We start from the raw sequence: 18,241 nt of genomic DNA on the forward strand, positions 1-18,241 counted from the left end.
GTAAAAATGCTAAAATAAGCAAAATTTTTAACCGACTAGACTTATGACAGCTGTTCGTCCGCCTTTATATTATTGCCTAGCGATGCGTTTACTTGCACCTATCTATCGGATGATGGTCAAGAAAAAATCTCGCCATAGATCGACGCTATCTCGTGAGCTTGCTGAGCGATTTGGCGAGCAGTATCTGCCTGTGCCAAAGACGGACAAAGGGGTGATTTGGTGCCATGCTGTGTCATTGGGCGAGCTAAATACCGCCTATCCACTACTCAAAAAACTGCTCGATGCTGGCTTTGGTTTATGGATTAGCAGTACCACGCAGACGGGCTTTGAGCGCGCGAGTCGATTATTTGCAGGTGAGATTGAGCAGTCACGGGTGTCGCATAGCTTTGTGCCAGTTGATACCTTGCCTGTGATTGAGCGATTTATGGCTCATGTCAATCCAGTGGTGGTGCTATTTATCGAAACTGAATTGTGGGCAAATACACTATACACCTGCAAAACTCGTGGCATTGCAAGTCTGATGATCAATGCCAGACTGAGCGAAAAATCCTATCAAGGCTATGCCAAATTCACCAAGCTTAGCCAGAGCATGATGGCAAATTTGGATAAAATCATCGCCCAAGATGGCGACTCTGCCAAGCGGTTTTTGGCACTTGGGGCGAGTGATACGCAGGTCGTGGTGATTGATTCGCTCAAATGGGTCAGTCAAAGTAGTTTGACGCCTGCCAATCAACAGCTTGCCCAGACGACGGCGGATGTGATTCATACCGCAGGCAGCCGAGCGGTGTGGACGATGGCAAGCACGCATGATGGCGAAGAGCGACTTGCTTTATTGGCACATCAAGGGCTGATAGCACATCCTAAGCTGAATCATGCACTATTGATACTAGTGCCACGCCATCCTGAGCGTTTTGATACGGTGTATCAGCTGTGTCTTGAGATGGGATTGGTGACAGCCAGGCGCTCGGCAAATGATGCCATTACTGCCCAGACACAGGTGTATCTGGCGGACACGATGGGTGAGCTGATGGCATGGTATCAGCTGTGTGATGTGGCGGTGGTTGGTGGTTCATTTGTGCCTGTGGGTGGGCACAATCCGATTGAGCCAGCAAGCCTTGGTAAGCCGATAATCATGGGTAGCTATGATGATAATTGTCATCTATTGACCAAGGAGCTACGCAAAGTGGGTGCACTGGCACAATTGGACGCTACAGATGCACAAGTGGTGGATAAGCTTGCTGAAGCGTTGGTGCAGACTTATATCTATCGCTGGAGTGGTGAGCAGGGCAAACAGCTTGTCAACGCCAAACAATCAGCACTGACACATCAGCTTGAGCAGATTATCAGTGTGCTACATCACACGCAGGATGGGCGTGGATTATGAATATTATCTTATTAAGCCCAAATAGCATCACAGGCAATCATGCACGCATAGATGACAAGGCAGCCATCACGCATATCCGAACGGTACTCGGTGCAGGCGTGGACGATATCCTAAAGGTCGGCTGCCTTCATGGGCTTATCGGTACAGCCACCATCACACAGATGGATGATGACAGCATCCGTCTAGGTGGGCTTAGTCTAGATAAATCACCACCACCGAAGCTGAATCTTACGGTCATATTGGCATTGCCTCGCCCAAAGGTGCTGCGTCGTCTTGTGATGGACATGACAGCGATGGGCGTTAATCGTATCATACTCATCAATAGCTACCGCACCGACAAATCCTATTGGGGGTCGCCATTATTAAATAAAATTGATGAATATATCATCGAAGGGCTACAGCAAGGCATCGATACCATGCCGCCAGAGATTGTGATGGCAAAAAGGTTTAAGCCTTTTGTCCAAGATGAGCTACCTACCATCATTGGCGATGCCAAGGCATTGGTAGCACATCCTTATGCGGATACGAGTTTTGGGGTGGCGGTGCAGACAGGATTGCCAAGTGTGCTGATCGTCGGTGCTGAAGGCGGCTTTATACCCTATGAAATTGAGCTGCTCCAAAGCATCGGCGTGCAGGCTGTTAGCCTAGGCAGTCGCATTTTACGCACAGAGGCAGCGGTCAATGCGCTACTGGGTCGATGGCTGGATTAATTTGGCGATGGCTGATGACTTGCCTTGATAGAGCAACAAAGCCATCAACGGCGCGCCAAGGCATTTGCCAAAGTCGCACCAATAATCAGTGCCACACCAACCATCTGTAAGGGTAGTAGTGGCTGACCCAAAAGCACAATCGCCAAGATAATCGCCGTCAAAGGCTCAATGATGGTAAAGACTGATGCCGTCGTGGCAGGCAGTTTGTTCAGTGCAGTCATATACAGAAAAAACGGCGCAATCGTGCCAACCAGACTAAGCCCAACGACATAAGCCCATGCCTGTATCGGTAAGGTGGATAAGGCCTGATAAGTGGCAAAAGTTTGTGGCAAAAAGAGCAGTGCAATCGCACTAAATGCCACGGAGCTAAAAAACACCATCTGTGTTGAGTGATTGAACGACATGGCTTTTTTGCCTAGAATGCCGTACAGGGAATAGCACAGCCCAGATAATAGACCGACTACCACGCCCATATTTAGGCTAAATTTATCCCCCGCCATCAAGCACGCCACACCGATAACAGCAATGATGGCAAGCAGAGCAGATTTGACCGAGATTTGTTCCCCTAAGATGAGTTTGGCAAGCACAAGGCTAAACACAGGTGCGGTATAAAGTAGTGCCACTGCCATACTCACACCCACCTGACTCACCGCATAAAAATAACACAAAGTCATCCCAAGTACGCCGATGAGTGATTGTGTCATCAGACTGAGCCACTCTTTGGTACGCATGGATAAAAAGGTGCGATACAAGCTTGGTAATAGTACAAGCACCATCGCCCCTGCGGTCACGATGCGAAGTGTGGTGATGGCAAAGCTATCCAGTCCAAGTCTGCCAAGCTGTGTCGAAAAAATTCCCAAAGTCCCCCAGCAAATCCCTGCCATGATGACCTGTAGCGAGCCGATGAGTAGTGTGCGGTTATTGGTTGTCATGCTTGACTCCAATGAGATGCAAATACCGACCCATCAGGCGAAATGGCATCTGTCTTGCATAGCGTAGCTCCATCGCGACGATGTCATCAGGGTTGTTGAGTCCGCCACGCTTGAGCGGTGCATAGTCTGAAAACACCCGAATGCCCGAGCGGATGGCGATGGTGTAGCCGTGTTGTGCCAGCCAAGACTCGACCACTTCGGGGGCAACAGGGTGATTGGGTGTTAGACTCTTATCATCAGCGGGGCGTGGTGTGTCAAGTTGATAAAAATTCCCCATCACCAGATTGCGATAAATAAGGCTGGCTGGGTTATAAAAGCAAAGCGACAATGCACCACCATCCGTCAAATACTGATCAAAAAACGCCATAATCGCCTCAGGCTCACCCAGCCACTCAAGCACAGCATGACAAAGAATTAGGTCAAATTTCTCATCGCCAAGATATGTCGGTAAGTCTTGATAAGGGCAAGCAATAAAGCGCAGATTGTCAGGATTGATGGGCATCTGTGCTGCACTATCTTTGGCTTTATCAAGCATATTGACCGAGATGTCATTGATAGTAACATGATGATTTTTGGCAAGCTCAAGGCTGATTTGTGCAAGTCCTGCACCGACATCAAGCACCCGAAGTGGTCTGCCGAGCGTTTGGCTAAGCCCTGTGATGGCATCGGTGATGTCTTGTGTGAGTACCGCCAAGCGGATGCGACCTTTGAGTCCGCCATAGACTTTTTTGGCGAAGTGGTCAGCGATGGGATCAAAATTTCGGTCGGTGATGGATGCTGTCATGTTAATGATTTGTAAATATTAAACGAATAAGTGTATCCATCGCTGCTGCACGCGGCATTTGGATGGCTTGTGCTATGGCGTCAAGTCAAACTTATGCTATAATAAGCCATTTTCGCCAAACCCTCATTATAGCACAGATAATACGGTGCTTGAATGCAGTGCGCAAGTTGCAGCGCATGTGGCTTTGAGTTGGCTGCCTTAACAGATCGCATTGATGAGCAAATTTATGAAACAATCTACCCTAAAATTGATGAGCATGCCAACATTGGCACTTTTGGCTTTGATTGGCTGTAGCAAGGATAATCGCGATGACGCTGATGTGGTCGTGGCCGAACCTGTGGTACAAGAGCTTGACGCCATCTGTGAAGATCCAGCGCTAAAAGTACGCTTAGATGTTGCCATCAAAGATGCCATCTTAAGCGCAGCGATGAATCAGATGGTCGGCACCGAGCCTGAGCAGGCGCTATCCATCCAAAATGCTTTCGGTCAGCAGCTGAATAATGTGCGCATCGATACCCAAAATGCCACCAACTTTGCTGACAGCTGCATGGTCGATGTACTCATCACCCCAAATCCAGAGGATGTGGTGGCGGCAGAGTATGCTTTTGCCAGATCGGGTGCAACATTGCTTCAGCGTGCCAATCAAGATCAAGTAGAGCTGAATAATGGCACCATCATCGCCAAGCAAGTCACTTATCAGATGGTCAATGGCGACATCGTCATGTACGCCAGCAATCACAATGCCATCCGTCTGGTTGCTGATATTTTGGTGGCGTCGGCTGATACTTTGCCGCAGATGGCGCCTGTGACTGGGGCGACGCGTCCGCAGGTGATCGAGCGCCAAGCTGAGACACTACCTACTGATGAGACCGTGCCAAGCGCTGCCCCGCAGCAACGCGCACCTGCAGTGACATCGCGTATTGAGCGCCCAACAACCAATAGCCAACCGACAACTAATACCACCAGAACCCCAAGCACAAGCACGCAAGAGCGCCAAACTGTGCGCACTGTGACGCCAAGCACCAATACACCAACCAACCGAGCTACCACAGACCAAGCTCGCCCAGCAGAGCCAACGCCAACGCCTGCACCAAGCCGTGAAGAGGCTGCACCAGCACCTGCTGCACCTGAGAGCGACTCTAGCATCACCATCGTCGAGTCAAATGAGACTTATTGATACGCTGATAGATGAATCATCAAAGATTGATTAATAAAAGCCTTTTTCAAAAAGGCTTTTATTATATAAATTTTAATCAAAAAATTTATATTTATTAATATTTCAAAATGGTATCCATCGCGTTTATTTTGTGTTACAATCAAAACCATCATCGTTGCTGATGACGCATTTATAAATTGATAATTTTGGAGAATTGATATGAATCTTGCACGCAATAAATTTGCTCAAGTGATGCCTGCGTATGTCATGCCTATGTTGGCAGCAGCGGCATTGGTCGGCTGCGGTCAAAATACTACCACCCAAACCGGCAGCGAGCCTGCCAACAGCGCACCAGCTGAAGTCGCAGAAACTGCACAAAAACCTGCCAAAACCATTGCCATCACTGCCATCGTTGAGCATCCGTCACTCGATGACATCCGTTTGGGTGTGATTGATGGTTTGGCAAGTTTGGGTTATAAAGAGGGTCAAAATCTCACGGTGAATTTCCAATCTGCTCAAGGCTCTATGGCCACCGTCGGTCAGATTGCCAAGCAGTTTGTCGCTGATAATCCTGATGCCATCGTCGGCATCACCACGCCAAGCGCTCAGTCACTGGCAGCAGCAACTACCAGCATTCCTTTGATTTATACCGCGGTGTCAGATCCTGTGGCCGCCAAATTGATCGATGAGAATAATAAGGGTACACAAGCGAACATCACTGGTCTGTCCAGTCAGCTGCCGCTTGAGCCACAGGTGGAATTATTTACCAAAATCAAGCCTGAAGCCGAGCGCATCGGTTTCGTCTATAGCCCAGGTGAGGCCAATTCTGTGGCCGTTAAAGATGAGCTTGCCAAGCTGTTGCCAAAATATGGCATGACTTTGGTGGAAGTCCCCGCCAACCGCTCAAGCGATGTGGCGGATGCGACGCGTTCATTGGCAGGTAAAGTGGATTTGATTTATACTTCACTGGATAATGGCGTGGCCTCAGCGATGGAAGCGATGGTGCAAGCTGCCAATGAGCTTAAAGTCCCTGTGATCACCTCTGATGAGTTCTCGGTGCGCCGTGGTGCGACAGCAGCGTTGGGCGTGAACGACTATGACTTTGGCTTGACCACCGCCAAGATCGTCGCGGATGTATTAGATGGCAAAGCGCCAAGCGAGATCAGCCCGAAGGTGATGAATACTCTGACGCTGTTTATCAGCCCAAAACACGCAGCCGAGCAAGGTGTGACGGTGGATCTGACCACTTTGGGTGACAGCATCAATGTCGATACCACGCCACCACGCCAACACAGCAAATAATCCATTACTTTGCACGATTCTGTGTTTGCTGTGGTTAAGTGCTGACACAGAGTCGCGTACAGTGGATTATTGTTAACAAATGTGAAAAAATCTTACCCAAAATGCTTGGCAAGTGAGTTAACGCTGTGTTAGAATTTGTATAGTTTTTTTTGGGCTTTATCATTTGCATGACAGGAGTTTAGCATGACAACCAAGTTTTTAAAAACCACCCTTTGGGCAAGCTTAGCTGCTTTGACTTTGGCTGCTTGTGGTGGCGATAAGCCAGCTGACAATGCAGCTGCCGCAGCTACTGAAACCAAGACTTTGGCCATCACTGCCATTGTTGAACATCCTGCACTGGATGCAGCGCGTGCTGGTGCGATCGAGCAGCTTGCTGCCGAAGGCTTTAAAGAAGGTGAAAATCTGACCGTCAATTTCCAATCAGCACAGGGCAATATGGGTACAGCAGGTCAGATTGCTAAACAGTTTGCTTCAGAAAACCCTGATGTGATCTATGCCATCGCGACTCCGTCAGCCCAAGCTGTGGCATCGGCGACCACTACCATCCCTGTGGTGTTCTCGGCGGTGACCGATCCTGTAGAAGCCAAATTGGTCACAAGCCTAGAAAAATCAGGCAATAATGTCACTGGTGCCTCAGATGTGCTGCCGTATGAGCCGCAGATTGAGCTAATTCGTGAGCTGATTCCAAATGTCAAAAATGTCGGCTATGTCTATAGCCCAGGCGAAGTCAACTCAACTGTCGTACTAAAAAATCTGAAAGAAAAACTGGCACCGCTTGGCATCAATGTCATCGAATCACCAGCCCAAAAATCAAGCGACATCACTCAAGCTGCCAATGCTTTGGTGGGTAAAGTGGATGTGATTTATACTTCGACTGACAACAATGTTATCAATGCCTATGAAGCACTGTACCAAGTGGCAAAAAGCGCAAAAATCCCACTGATTTCAGCAGATACCAGTACTGTTGAGCGTGGTGCAGTGGCGGCACTTGGTGTGAACTACACAGACCTTGGTAAAGAGTCTGGTAAGATCATCGCGCGTGTGCTAAAAGGCGAAAAGCCAGATGCCATCCCGGTGTACATCTCACAAAATCTTGACCTATATGTCAGCAAAAAACACGCAGCCGAGCAAGGCGTCACCTTGCCACAAGCTGTCCTAGATCGTGCTGCCAAAGTGGTTGAGTAATCTGCTGCTGTTTTAGGTCTGATCGTTTAGGATCGGACAACCTACTCAAACCCAAGTGCATCCATTGGCTTGGGTTTTGATTTATAATTTATTTCTTTCAAGACACGGATTTTGATATAATAGGTGTTTTGATTTTTGGCGAGTATCGCGCATGAATATGATAGCCTTTTTTGGGGCGCTAGAAAGCGGTCTGATTTATGCTTTGATGGCACTGGGTGTGCTGATTTCGTTTCGTATTTTGGATTTTCCAGATTTGACTGCTGATGGTAGCTTTCCTTTGGGCGGTGCTGTCGCAGGCGTGGCGATTGTTGCAGGTCTAAATCCGTGGCTGGCATGTGCTTTTGGCATGATGGCAGGGATGATGGCAGGGATGATGACGGCTTGGCTGCATGTCAAATTGGGTATTTTGCACCTATTGGCAGGTATCTTGATGATGACAGCTTTATATTCGGTGAACCTACGCATCATGGATGCACCAAACTTGCCACTACTGGGTCAGCCGACTGTCTTTACGCCATTTGTTGATGGTGGTAACGGCTTTTGGGTACGTGTCGCCGTCGTTGCTGGCGTTGTGCTGCTGGTCAAGCTTGCCTTGGATTGGTTCTTTAGCACCGAGACGGGTCTTGCGATGCGTGCCACGGGCTCAAATCTACGCATGGCACAAGCGCAGGGCATTAATACGCCGTGGGTGATTATCCTAGGCATGGCGATCTCGAATGGCTTGATTGCTCTATCGGGTGCGTTGTTTGTACAGACCCAAGGCTTTGCTGATGTATCGATGGGTATCGGTACGATTGTCATTGGTTTGGCTGCGGTGATTATCGGTGAAGCGGTCATTTCTGCCAAGCGGATTTTTTGGATGACTTTGGCGGTGGTGATTGGGGCGATTTTGTATCGTCTGTTTGTCCAGATTGCACTATCGAGCGACCTACTTCGAGGCATCGGCTTTAAGTCGCAGGATTTGAACTTGGTTACTTCGCTATTGGTGGTCATCGTGCTGATGCTACCAAAAATCAAATCGAAGCTACTTGCCAAAAAAGTCTAGGGGATAGATATGTTACAAGCAACTGATTTACGCCTGACGTTCAATGCAGGCACCCCGATTGAAAACCCTGCACTGCGTGGGCTGTCACTGTCGATTGCTGATGGTGAATTTGTCACGGTGATCGGTACAAACGGTGCTGGCAAATCGACTTTTTTGAATGCCATCAGTGGTGCAGTGCGTGTCGATAGCGGCTCGATTTTGATCAATGGTCAAGATGTCACTCGCCAAGATACGCATAAGCGCGCCAAGCAGGTCGCTCGTGTGTTCCAAGATCCGATGGCGGGTACTTGTGAAGCGTTGACCATCGAAGAGAATATGGCATTGGCGTATAAGCGTGGCGGTAGTCGTGGTTTGGGCGGTGCTTTGAATGCCAAAAACCGTGAGCTATTCCGCGAAAAACTCTCAATCCTAAAGCTGGGTCTAGAAAATCGCCTAACCGATCGCATGGGTCTGCTCTCTGGTGGTCAGCGTCAAGCGGTGAGTCTGTTGATGGCAAGCTTACAACCGTCCAAGATTCTACTGCTTGATGAGCATACCGCTGCGCTCGATCCAAAGACAGCTGCCTTTGTACTAGAATTGACCGATAAAATTGTCGGTGATGGCAAATTGACCACGATGATGGTGACGCACTCGATGCAGCAGGCCTTGACGCATGGCACTCGCACGGTCATGCTCCACCAAGGTCAAGTGGTGTTGGATGTTGCAGGTGATGAACGCCGTGGTATGACGGTGCAGGATCTATTAAATATGTTTGAAAAAACTCGTGGCGAAAAAGTCGAAGACGATAGCCTAATCCTTGGCTAGGTGACTGGACTTGTGTGATTGAATGATCAAAAAGGACATTTATGAATAGATGTCCTTTTATTTTAACATATAAAGAGTAAGAGTATGAGTAATTGTGAAGGCTGTGAAAGCGAAGTGGCTCGCCTATTGGTGACGTGTGAAGATCAATCAGGCATCGTGCAGGCGGTATCGGGGTTTTTGTACCACCAAGGGGCGAACATCATTTCGCTAGATCAGCATACCACCGAAGCTTATGGTGGCAAGTATTTTATGCGAGTGGAGTTTCATTTGGATGGACTTGCCATCAAAAAAGATGCGATGATGGCGACTTTTGCTGCCAATGTCGCGACCAAATATAACATGACTTGGCAGCTAAACTGCAACCGCGATCTCAAAAAGGTTGGTATTTTAGTCTCCAAAGAAGATCATGCCTTGCTTGAGCTACTTTGGCGATACAGCCGTGGCACATTGCCTTGTCAAATCACCCAAGTGGTCTCAAACCATGAAGATTTGCGCGCGTCGGTGGAGTCGTTTGGCATTGAGTTTGTACATATCCCTGTGGATAAGCAAAACAAGCAGGCGGCGTATGATCAGATTCACGAAGTGATGAAAAATAACGATCTGCTGGTACTGGCGCGTTATATGCAGATTCTAAGTCCTGAGTTTGTGGATCTGTGGCAGGGCAAAATCATCAATATTCATCATTCATTCTTGCCGGCGTTTGTGGGTGCAAATCCCTATAAACAAGCCTTTGACAAAGGGGTGAAGCTGATTGGAGCGACGGCACATTATGTCACCAGTGAGCTTGACCAAGGGCCAATCATCGAGCAGGGCGTAGAGCGTGTCAGCCATGGCTTTAGCGTGAGCGACTTGCGAGAATTGGGGCGTGATATCGAGCGTGATGTACTGGCACGAGCAGTCAAATGGCATTTAGAAGACCGCATCATCATCGATGGTGCCAAGACGGTGGTGTTTGATTGATACCCGCAGCAAATTAAAGGGCAGGCCGAGCGCATGCCCTTTTTTTATTATTAAGCATAAAGCACCAAAGCCATCAAGCATGAGCTTATGGGGCGAAATTTTAAAAAATCAAGCCTAAAATTTTTATTATTATAAATACATATTAATCAATAACTTATAAGAAAAATTGTGGATAACTTTTATAAACTATTGAAAAATACACAAGCATCTACCATATATTGACTAACAATGCAATACATGATTTATCTAGCAGTTATGTTTAACTAATCTTAAGCTATTTGCTTATAAATCATCAAAAAAAGGATAATAACATGAACTTTGATAAATATACACGCACCTTACAAGACATCATCCGTAAAGCCAATGAGCTTGCCATCAGTCGCAAGCATACCGCCATCAGCCCTGCACATTTATTGTCAGTATTGATTCAGAACGAAACTGCGGTATCGATACTGGCAGCGAGTGGGGCAGCTGTGCAGACCTTACAAGCACAAAGTGAGACTTTGCTGTCGCATTTGGCGGTGGCAACAACGCCACCTGCTCAGATAGGATTGGCGCCTGATACCGCCCGAGTGCTACAAGCGACTGAGCAGTTTGCCAATAAAGCTGGTGATGAGTATGTGGCGGTCGAATGGCTACTGCTTGCATTATTTGAAGAAAAAAGCACGCACAAAGCACTGGCATCAGCAGGCATTACCGCCGAGACTTTACAAAACATCATTACAAAAATCCGTGGAGATCAAACCGTGAATAATCAAAACAGCGAACAAAACCGTCAAGCCCTAGATAAATATACCATCAATCTGACCGACCGTGCCCTGCAAGGTAAGCTTGACCCTGTCATCGGTCGTGATGACGAAATCCGCCGTACCGTGCAGGTGCTATCTCGCCGCACCAAAAATAATCCTGTACTCATCGGTGAAGCAGGCGTGGGCAAAACCGCTATCGTCGAAGGGCTTGCTCAGCGTATCGTCAATGGTGAAGTGCCTGAGAGCCTGCGTAATAAGACCGTGCTATCACTGGATATGGGTTCGCTGATCGCAGGGGCGAAATATCATGGCGAATTTGAAGAGCGTCTAAAAGCCGTGCTGAATGAGCTTGCCAAACAAGACGGCAATGTCATCTTGTTCATCGATGAGCTACATACCATGGTCGGTGCAGGCAAAACCAGTGGTGCGATGGATGCAGGCAATATGCTAAAACCTGCTTTGGCTCGTGGTGAGTTACGCTGTGTGGGTGCGACGACTTTGGATGAATATCGCCAATATATCGAAAAAGACCCAGCGCTTGAGCGTCGATTCCAAAAAGTGCTCGTTGATGAGCCAAGTGTCGAAGATACCATCGCCATTTTGCGTGGACTCAAAGAGCGTTATGAACTACATCATGGTGTAAAAATCATGGACTCTGCCATCATCGCAGCTGCCAAGATGAGTCATCGCTATATCACCGATCGTCAGCTGCCTGATAAGGCGATTGATTTGATTGATGAAGCAGCAAGCCGTATCAAGATGGAGCTGGATTCCAAGCCCGAAAGCCTAGATAAGCTGGATCGTCGTATCATCGCACTCAAGATGCAGCTAGAAGCGGTCAAAAATGAAGATGATGCTGGTGCAAAAGCACAGGTGAAATCATTGACCGCCCAAATCGATGACGCCCAAAAAGAATACAGCGAGCTTGAAGAAGTCTGGAAAGCTGAAAAAGCAGGTGTTGAAAACAGCAAACAGCTACAAGCCAAGCTGGATAATGCGCGTATCGCACTGGATAAGGCACTGCGTGAAGGTGACTATGCGCGAGCATCACAGCTACAATATGGTGAGATTATTGAGCTTGAAAAAGCACTTGAAGCTCAGGGTGATGATGGTGAGGACAATGCACCAAAGCTTTTGCGTAACAAGGTGACTGATAACGAAATCGCAGAAGTGGTATCGGCAGCGACAGGCATTCCAGTCGCCAAGATGCTCCAAGGCGAGCGTAATAAATTGCTTGCGATGGAAGACATCCTGCATGAGCGTGTCATCAGCCAAAACGAAGCGGTCACTGCCGTGGCAAACGCTGTCCGCCGTAGCCGTTCGGGGCTGTCAGATCCGAATAAACCAAGCGGTTCATTTTTATTCCTAGGCCCGACAGGTGTGGGTAAGACCGAGCTGACCAAGGCACTGGCGAATTTCTTGTTTGATTCTGAAGATGCGCTGGTGCGGATTGATATGAGTGAATTTATGGAAAAACACAGTGTCAGCCGTCTGGTTGGTGCACCCCCTGGTTATGTTGGTTATGAAGAAGGTGGCGTGTTAACCGAAGCGGTGCGCCGTAAGCCATACAGCGTGATCTTGTTTGACGAAGTAGAAAAGGCGCATCCTGATGTGTTCAATATCCTATTGCAGGTGCTGGACGATGGTCGATTGACCGATAGTCAAGGTCGAGTGGTGAATTTCAAAAACACCGTCATTATTATGACCAGTAACCTAGGCAGTCATGCAATCCAAGAGATGGCAGGCGATGATTATGACACCATCAAATCGGCGGTGATGGCATCGGTGAATGGTCATTTTAGACCAGAGTTTATCAACCGTATCGATGAGATTGTCGTGTTTCATAGCCTGGGACAAGCACAGATGGCAGGCATCGCTGAGATTCAACTCGATCGCTTGCGCAGCCGCCTAAAAGAGCGCGAACTTGGGCTTGTGATGAGTGATGATGCGATGACGCATTTGGTAGAGATTGGTTACGATCCTGTATTTGGCGCGCGACCACTCAAGCGAGCCATTCAGCAAGAAATCGAAAACCCATTGGCGCAGCTGCTACTGTCTGGCGAGTTTGTCGCAGGTGATGTCATCAGCGTTGAGTGGGTGGATGATAAGTTTGCGTTTAACAAATTGCGTTATAGCTAATTCATCATCCAACGAACCAACCGTTTACATCAGTAGGCGGTTGGTTTTTTTATGATTAAGCTTTGATGGGTTTTAGCACCAAGCGCCAATAAGCCAAAGTACCCAAAAGCAGCATCACTGCCATCAGATAATATAGCTTGGCTAAGATCAGATGGGTGGGAACGCCCATTTGATTTAGCTGAATAAAGCTTTGAATGCCGTGTGTGCTGGGTAGCAGCCAAGCGATCTTGGTCAGCCAATCAGGCATCGCCAACAACGGATAGGCAAGGCCAGATAATAAAAATAAAGGTATTGATGAGAAAATCAACATCTGCCCAACGCGTTCGGCACGATCAAAATAAGAACTGATGACCAAAGACAGCGAAATCACCGCACCGACAAAAATCGGCGTCGCAAACATCATGCCCCAAAAATTACCCCCTCTGGGATAATCATTATGCCAATACACAAACCCAAACAAAAACCAACAAGACAAACAGCCAATGATCCCTGAAACCACATAGATCGCCAAAAAACGACTGGTAGTCAAGCGCAGCCATCGTCTGCGATATTCCATCAGTAACATCCCGACGCCTAGCAGCAGTGTCTGATGCACGATCAAAGGGGCAACTGCAGGAAAAACATAGCTGCCATAACCTGCAGTGGTGTTAAATAAGGGCTGTTCATGAACCGGCGGCGGCAGATGAAAGTGACTGATTTCACGATATTTTTCTATTTCACTGATCAAAGTCTGCTTAAGGCTACTGACCAAGCCCTTGCCGATGGTTTGAGTTTTTAATAAATACGCGCCGCTTAAATACAAACCAATGCCGCCTGTGTCCTGATGGTGAATGCTTTGGCTAAGATTATCAGGCAGGTATAAGATGCCATCAGCTCGCCCCATTTTTACTTGGTACATGGCCTCTGGAAAGCTTGTGGTGATATCGTAAATGTGGATGTTTGGGCTGTTTGCGGTAGTTTGAATGATGGTGTGGGTCAGCGGACTTTGCTCAGCATCGACGATCACCAATGGCAGGTGCTCGACATGCTCAGCTTGGTATGCTGCAGGATAAAAAAACCCATAAAAGCCAACAGACAGCACCATCGTCAAGGCAATGGAGCGATTTGTAAAAATCAGCTTAAGCGCTTGTAGGCAGTCGTATAACAACTGCATCAATGCGCACCGAAAACGATCAATCATAAGCATCAGGCGATAAGGCGATGTGTGATGCGCGTTTTTTGAGCAATCGCATGCACAATCCGACAAATAGCATCAAAAAAACCAATAAATTTAATAAATTAGGCAGCATCGCTTGCCAAGGGCTTGCAATGATCCAGCTTTGGGTCTGTAATTGGGCGTAGCTGCTAAATGGCAAAATGTGCGACCAAAACTGAGTAAAGCCAGAGGCATTATTCAAAGGCAGCGTCACCCCTGCAAAGCTCATCGATGAGCCGCCATATACCGCTAATATCCCAAAGCTTTTATTGGCACTGCGTACCGCCAGGGCAATCAATGCACCAAAAAAAGCATAAGCTAAATAAAACACCAATTGCCCAGACAGCAGCCAGCCGATGCTGCCCATCACAGCATAATCTCGAACCCACACCATCCACATTAGCCACAGCCATGTCCAAAGACAGATGCTCAGCAGATATGGCATGATTTTACCAATCAGCGCTGCCATCGGTGCCTTCGTTAACCATGAGCTGATCGTATCATCAGCAAACTCGATCACGACAGCATAAGCCACTTGGCAGCTTAGCAGCAGATGTAGCACGGCGGTGAGCACAAAGGGTGATAAAAACAGTTCATAACTCAAGCTTGGATTAAACAGCACCGCGGTCTTAATCGTCGGTAATGGCACTTCAAATTTGGGCAAGGTATTGATGAGATAAGACTCACTTATAAATGCCTGCATGCCTGAGAGTACCGCTGATTTTAGCGCAGTACTGATTCCGGCGGCCATGCTGTATAAGGCTTGGTTATAGACCAGCTGAATTTGGGGATCCTCACCATTGACCAGATGATATTGGGCATGATGCGGAATATATAGATAGCCGCCGATCTCAAGGGTGTTGATCGCCTGTTCGACTGCAGCTTGATCGCTCATGACAGCAATGACTTCCAGTTGCTGATTAGCACGCGCGTGGTGAATGATGGTGGCGCTAAGTTCACTGTGGTCACGGTCGATGATCATGATCGGCAGGTGCTCAGCTTTGGTGTGAATGAACATGCTGCCAAATAGCACCGCCACCAGCAAAGGAATACCAAATACACCAAACATATCCCAACGACTGTGAGAGATGCGCCTGCATTCACGATAAAAACTGCGCCAAACTTCCATCATGAAGCGGCTTTTGGGAGGGTGCTTTGTGCTCATAACATTCTGCCAAATCAGTCAGTCAATCGGCAATGCGAATCTCAAAAACAACGCTCATACCAGCAACCAAACCTTCGATTGGCTCTGCAGGTTTAAGCTTTAGCTCAAAGCTTTTGATGTCATAGCCGCCTGTTTGTCGCGTGGTTTTGATGGTGGCAAATTCTCCCTCAGCGCCGATGTGGCTGATGTGAAATTCTACAGAGCGGTTTAATGCAGGGATAAATCCTGTCAGGCTTGATGCTTGCTGTACATAGGGTAGATAATCCTCGCGGACGCTGAGCTTGACGGTATCGCTAGGCTTGATCATGCTGATCACAGGCACGGCGATGGCGACCAGTTCACTGGGCTTGGCATAGATTTTATTGATGACGCCATCGATGGGTGCGATCAAATTGGTCTCAGCATCTAAAGCGGCTGCTTCAGCGACCGCAGCTTGTGCGATCTGCACTTGTGCGTCGGCGCTAGAGATGACCTCATCACTGCGACCGCGCTCTGCCTTAAGATACTGCTGATGCGCGGCTTCTGCCAGCTGTTCTGATGAGGTTTTGGCGGCTTGCATTTCATCGCGTCTTTGGCGACTGATGACGCCTTGTTGGTACAGATACTCACCGCGTGCTGCTGTTTCGGCTGCCAGCATTGCTTGAGCTTTGGCACTTTGCCAGTTGGCATACAAGCTGTCGGTATTTTCTTGGCGTGTGCCGCGATTTGCCAGTGACTGAGAGGCCAGTGCCGACTGTAGCATAGCGTCGGCTTGTTCTTTTTTGGCGATGATCTCAGGGCTGATCAGCTTAGCCAGTAGTGTACCTTGTTGGACGCTTTGGCCTTCTTGGACATAGATGGCGTCGATGCGACTGGGCAGCTTCGTGCTTAGGTTGACCGTTTCGCTATCCACCTCACCTTGTAAAGTGACGATTTGACCACCGCTTGCCAATTTGTTTTTGGCGGCATGAAAGAGCCCGCCTGACGATGGCGCACTTGAGGCAGGCGAGGGCGCGCTATAGCTTTGTAATAATCCATATAAAATCCCCAAAATCAGCAGCACGAACAGCGCGATCAGTGCGATTAAGGCGATGGGTTTTTTGGGTTTTTTATAGCTGTGCTTAGCCTGTGATTGCATATGATCGATGTCTGATTGTTCAGCGGTCGATGTTTTGGTGGGTTCATCGGCAGGCGTCATGGGTTTTTTGAGATCTTGTGTCATGGCAAATCATCATTCGGTTACGATCATGGTGGTGTCGGCGCGGTATAGATACTCACCAAAGCGATCGAGCTCACCTGTGTGGTGCAATACAGTCGCCAGTGCCATGATGTAGTGATAGGCATTGGTGGCAATGTCGCTTTGGATCTGATGGACGCGAGTCTCAGCATCGACCACTTCTGCGACGGTACCAAAGCCTTCTTGAAAAGAGAGTCGCTGAATGCGCAGATTCTCAAGTGCAGCGATGAGGTTATCGGTGAGCAGTCGATGGGTGTTTTGGGTATTTTGGATATCCAAATAGGCTCGGTGCAGGCTGCTGGTCATGTCTTGGGTAGTTTGGAGCGCGACCAGATTGGCAGCATCTGCTTGTAATCGACTGGCTTTGATCTGTGAGCGGCGATCCATGCCTGAATATAGGGTATAATTGGCAGCGATGCCCACGAACCAGTCTTGGTCATCAAGCGCCACTTCACCTAAGGCGAACACTTTAGGCTTTTTGCTGGCTTCTTGGAGTGTGACTTGGTTTTGGGCGATGCGCACATCGGTGCTCAGCTTTTGGGTGATCGGAGAATTGGATGTTAGTTTTTCAAGCAGCGCGTCATAATTTGGCTGTTCATTGGTATTTATAAATAGCGGTGTGGTTAGCTGGCTGATCGTCGGATCTTGTAATAAGGTTCGAATCTCGAAGATATTTTGTTGGTGCGTGAGTGCAGCAGACTGATGCAGACGGTCTGCATGGTTACGCGCCACCTCGAACTGCATGCGCTGGCCACGACTGATAAAACCTGCTTGCTCAAGCTGATGGGCGTGATCGACATGCAGCTGCATGGCTTGGAATTGGTAGCCTGTGGTGCTTTGTAGAGACTGGCTAAGCTGGGTGCCAAAATATTTGCCGATGAGATTAAGTTTCTCAAGCTGCTGCTGTTCTTGTTCGGACAGCAGATGGCGCTTGGCGTTTAGCTGTGCGATTTGTTGGAGGCTACTGATCGCGCCGCCTGTATAAATGGGCAAAGTGACGGCAATGCTTGGCTTAACTGTTGTGTCTTTGGCGTCCAGATGCAGCTCATTTGGTAGGCGATCATTGGCACGGCTTAACAGTGATTGCGCGCTGCTGCTCATCAGCTCAGATAAGGCAGGGTCTAAGCCTTGAGCATTGAGCTGTTGGATGTGTTCATCGATACTGCCTGAGATTTGTTGATTTAGGGTATTTATTAGAGGCTGCGTCGATACATCGGCAGTCTGATGATAGCTGAGCGCGCGTACATTCAGCGATACATTAGGTCTGTGCAGCCCTTGTACAGCGTCTGCTTGTAATTGACTGGCTTGACTGAGTAATGCCGAAGATTGTAAGCGCTTTGAGGAAGTCAATAGCTTGGACTGTGCTTGCTCAAAGCTGTAAGTACTGGCAAGGACTGTGGAGGTGTATAAACAAATCACCGCCCCTGCCAGTCTGATGAGATGTTGCATCATGGGGCCATTATCTGTGCTAAATTTGATCTGCATTATAGCAAATCTTTCATTTTAGATAGACTT

15 protein-coding genes are annotated in these 18,241 nt (G+C 48.2%); 9 read left to right on the plus strand and 6 right to left on the minus strand.

Annotated features, from left to right (window positions below):
• Window positions 1-43: 43 nt before the first annotated feature.
• Both B0681_RS00090 and B0681_RS00095 read left to right on the plus strand, forming a co-directional pair.
• On the plus strand, window positions 44-1,384 hold the full coding sequence (locus B0681_RS00090) for a 3-deoxy-D-manno-octulosonic acid transferase (RefSeq protein ID WP_078316727.1): 1,341 nt from the start codon (window positions 44-46) through the stop codon (window positions 1,382-1,384).
• Window positions 1,381-2,094, plus strand: a complete 714-nt coding sequence (locus B0681_RS00095) for a 16S rRNA (uracil(1498)-N(3))-methyltransferase (RefSeq protein WP_078316728.1) — start codon at window positions 1,381-1,383, stop codon at window positions 2,092-2,094. Before B0681_RS00090 ends, B0681_RS00095 begins: the two co-directional genes overlap by 4 nt.
• Window positions 2,095-2,138: 44 nt before the next feature.
• On the opposite strand, the gene B0681_RS00100 is transcribed toward B0681_RS00095, so the two are convergent.
• Complete coding sequence (locus tag B0681_RS00100; RefSeq protein ID WP_078316729.1) at window positions 2,139-3,026, minus strand: DMT family transporter; 888 nt, start codon at window positions 3,024-3,026, stop codon at window positions 2,139-2,141.
• The gene (locus tag B0681_RS00105) at window positions 3,013-3,810 is read right to left on the minus strand and encodes a methyltransferase domain-containing protein (RefSeq protein WP_078316730.1); all 798 of its coding nucleotides are present in this window, start codon (window positions 3,808-3,810) and stop codon (window positions 3,013-3,015) included. The genes B0681_RS00100 and B0681_RS00105 overlap by 14 nt, the downstream gene beginning before the upstream one ends.
• A 226-nt stretch (window positions 3,811-4,036) precedes the next feature.
• On the opposite strand from B0681_RS00105, the gene B0681_RS00110 reads away from it, so the two are divergent.
• From B0681_RS00110 to clpB, 7 genes are all read left to right on the plus strand, one after another.
• Window positions 4,037-4,987, plus strand: a complete 951-nt coding sequence (locus B0681_RS00110; RefSeq protein ID WP_078317191.1) for a hypothetical protein — start codon at window positions 4,037-4,039, stop codon at window positions 4,985-4,987.
• A 198-nt stretch (window positions 4,988-5,185) separates the two neighbouring features.
• Window positions 5,186-6,268 (plus strand): ABC transporter substrate-binding protein, encoded by a 1,083-nt coding sequence (locus B0681_RS00115; protein WP_078316731.1) that lies wholly within the window; start codon window positions 5,186-5,188, stop codon window positions 6,266-6,268.
• A 183-nt stretch (window positions 6,269-6,451) separates the two neighbouring features.
• Window positions 6,452-7,453, plus strand: coding sequence for an ABC transporter substrate-binding protein (locus B0681_RS00120; protein ID WP_078316732.1), 1,002 nt, complete (start codon window positions 6,452-6,454; stop codon window positions 7,451-7,453).
• 151 nt (window positions 7,454-7,604) lie between these two features.
• Window positions 7,605-8,498 (plus strand): ABC transporter permease, encoded by an 894-nt coding sequence (locus tag B0681_RS00125; protein WP_078316733.1) that lies wholly within the window; start codon window positions 7,605-7,607, stop codon window positions 8,496-8,498.
• 9 nt (window positions 8,499-8,507) lie between these two features.
• Window positions 8,508-9,302, plus strand: a complete 795-nt coding sequence (locus tag B0681_RS00130) for an ABC transporter ATP-binding protein (RefSeq protein WP_078316734.1) — start codon at window positions 8,508-8,510, stop codon at window positions 9,300-9,302.
• 84 nt (window positions 9,303-9,386) lie between these two features.
• On the plus strand, window positions 9,387-10,262 hold the full coding sequence (gene purU, locus B0681_RS00135) for a formyltetrahydrofolate deformylase (RefSeq protein WP_078316735.1): 876 nt from the start codon (window positions 9,387-9,389) through the stop codon (window positions 10,260-10,262).
• A gap of 311 nt (window positions 10,263-10,573) precedes the next feature.
• Window positions 10,574-13,150 (plus strand): ATP-dependent chaperone ClpB, encoded by a 2,577-nt coding sequence (gene clpB / locus B0681_RS00140; RefSeq protein WP_078316736.1) that lies wholly within the window; start codon window positions 10,574-10,576, stop codon window positions 13,148-13,150.
• A gap of 55 nt (window positions 13,151-13,205) precedes the next feature.
• Here clpB and B0681_RS00145 read toward each other — a convergent pair whose 3' ends face one another.
• The 4 genes from B0681_RS00145 to B0681_RS00160 are packed head-to-tail and all read right to left on the minus strand — an operon-like array spanning window position 13,206 to window position 18,175.
• Window positions 13,206-14,303, minus strand: coding sequence for an ABC transporter permease (locus B0681_RS00145; protein WP_228143809.1), 1,098 nt, complete (start codon window positions 14,301-14,303; stop codon window positions 13,206-13,208).
• A 19-nt stretch (window positions 14,304-14,322) separates the two neighbouring features.
• Window positions 14,323-15,477, minus strand: coding sequence for an ABC transporter permease (locus B0681_RS00150; protein ID WP_158077899.1), 1,155 nt, complete (start codon window positions 15,475-15,477; stop codon window positions 14,323-14,325).
• 55 nt (window positions 15,478-15,532) lie between these two features.
• Window positions 15,533-16,711: an HlyD family secretion protein gene (locus tag B0681_RS00155; RefSeq protein WP_407661921.1), complete on the minus strand. Its 1,179-nt coding sequence runs from the start codon at window positions 16,709-16,711 to the stop codon at window positions 15,533-15,535.
• A 9-nt stretch (window positions 16,712-16,720) separates the two neighbouring features.
• A complete protein-coding gene (locus B0681_RS00160; protein ID WP_158077900.1) occupies window positions 16,721-18,175 on the minus strand; it encodes a TolC family protein in 1,455 nt (484 codons plus the stop codon).
• Between the last annotated feature and the right edge of the window lie 66 nt (window positions 18,176-18,241).

The sequence above is a fragment of the Moraxella porci DSM 25326 genome, assembly GCF_002014855.1.
GTDB classification, from domain to species: domain Bacteria; phylum Pseudomonadota; class Gammaproteobacteria; order Pseudomonadales; family Moraxellaceae; genus Moraxella; species Moraxella porci.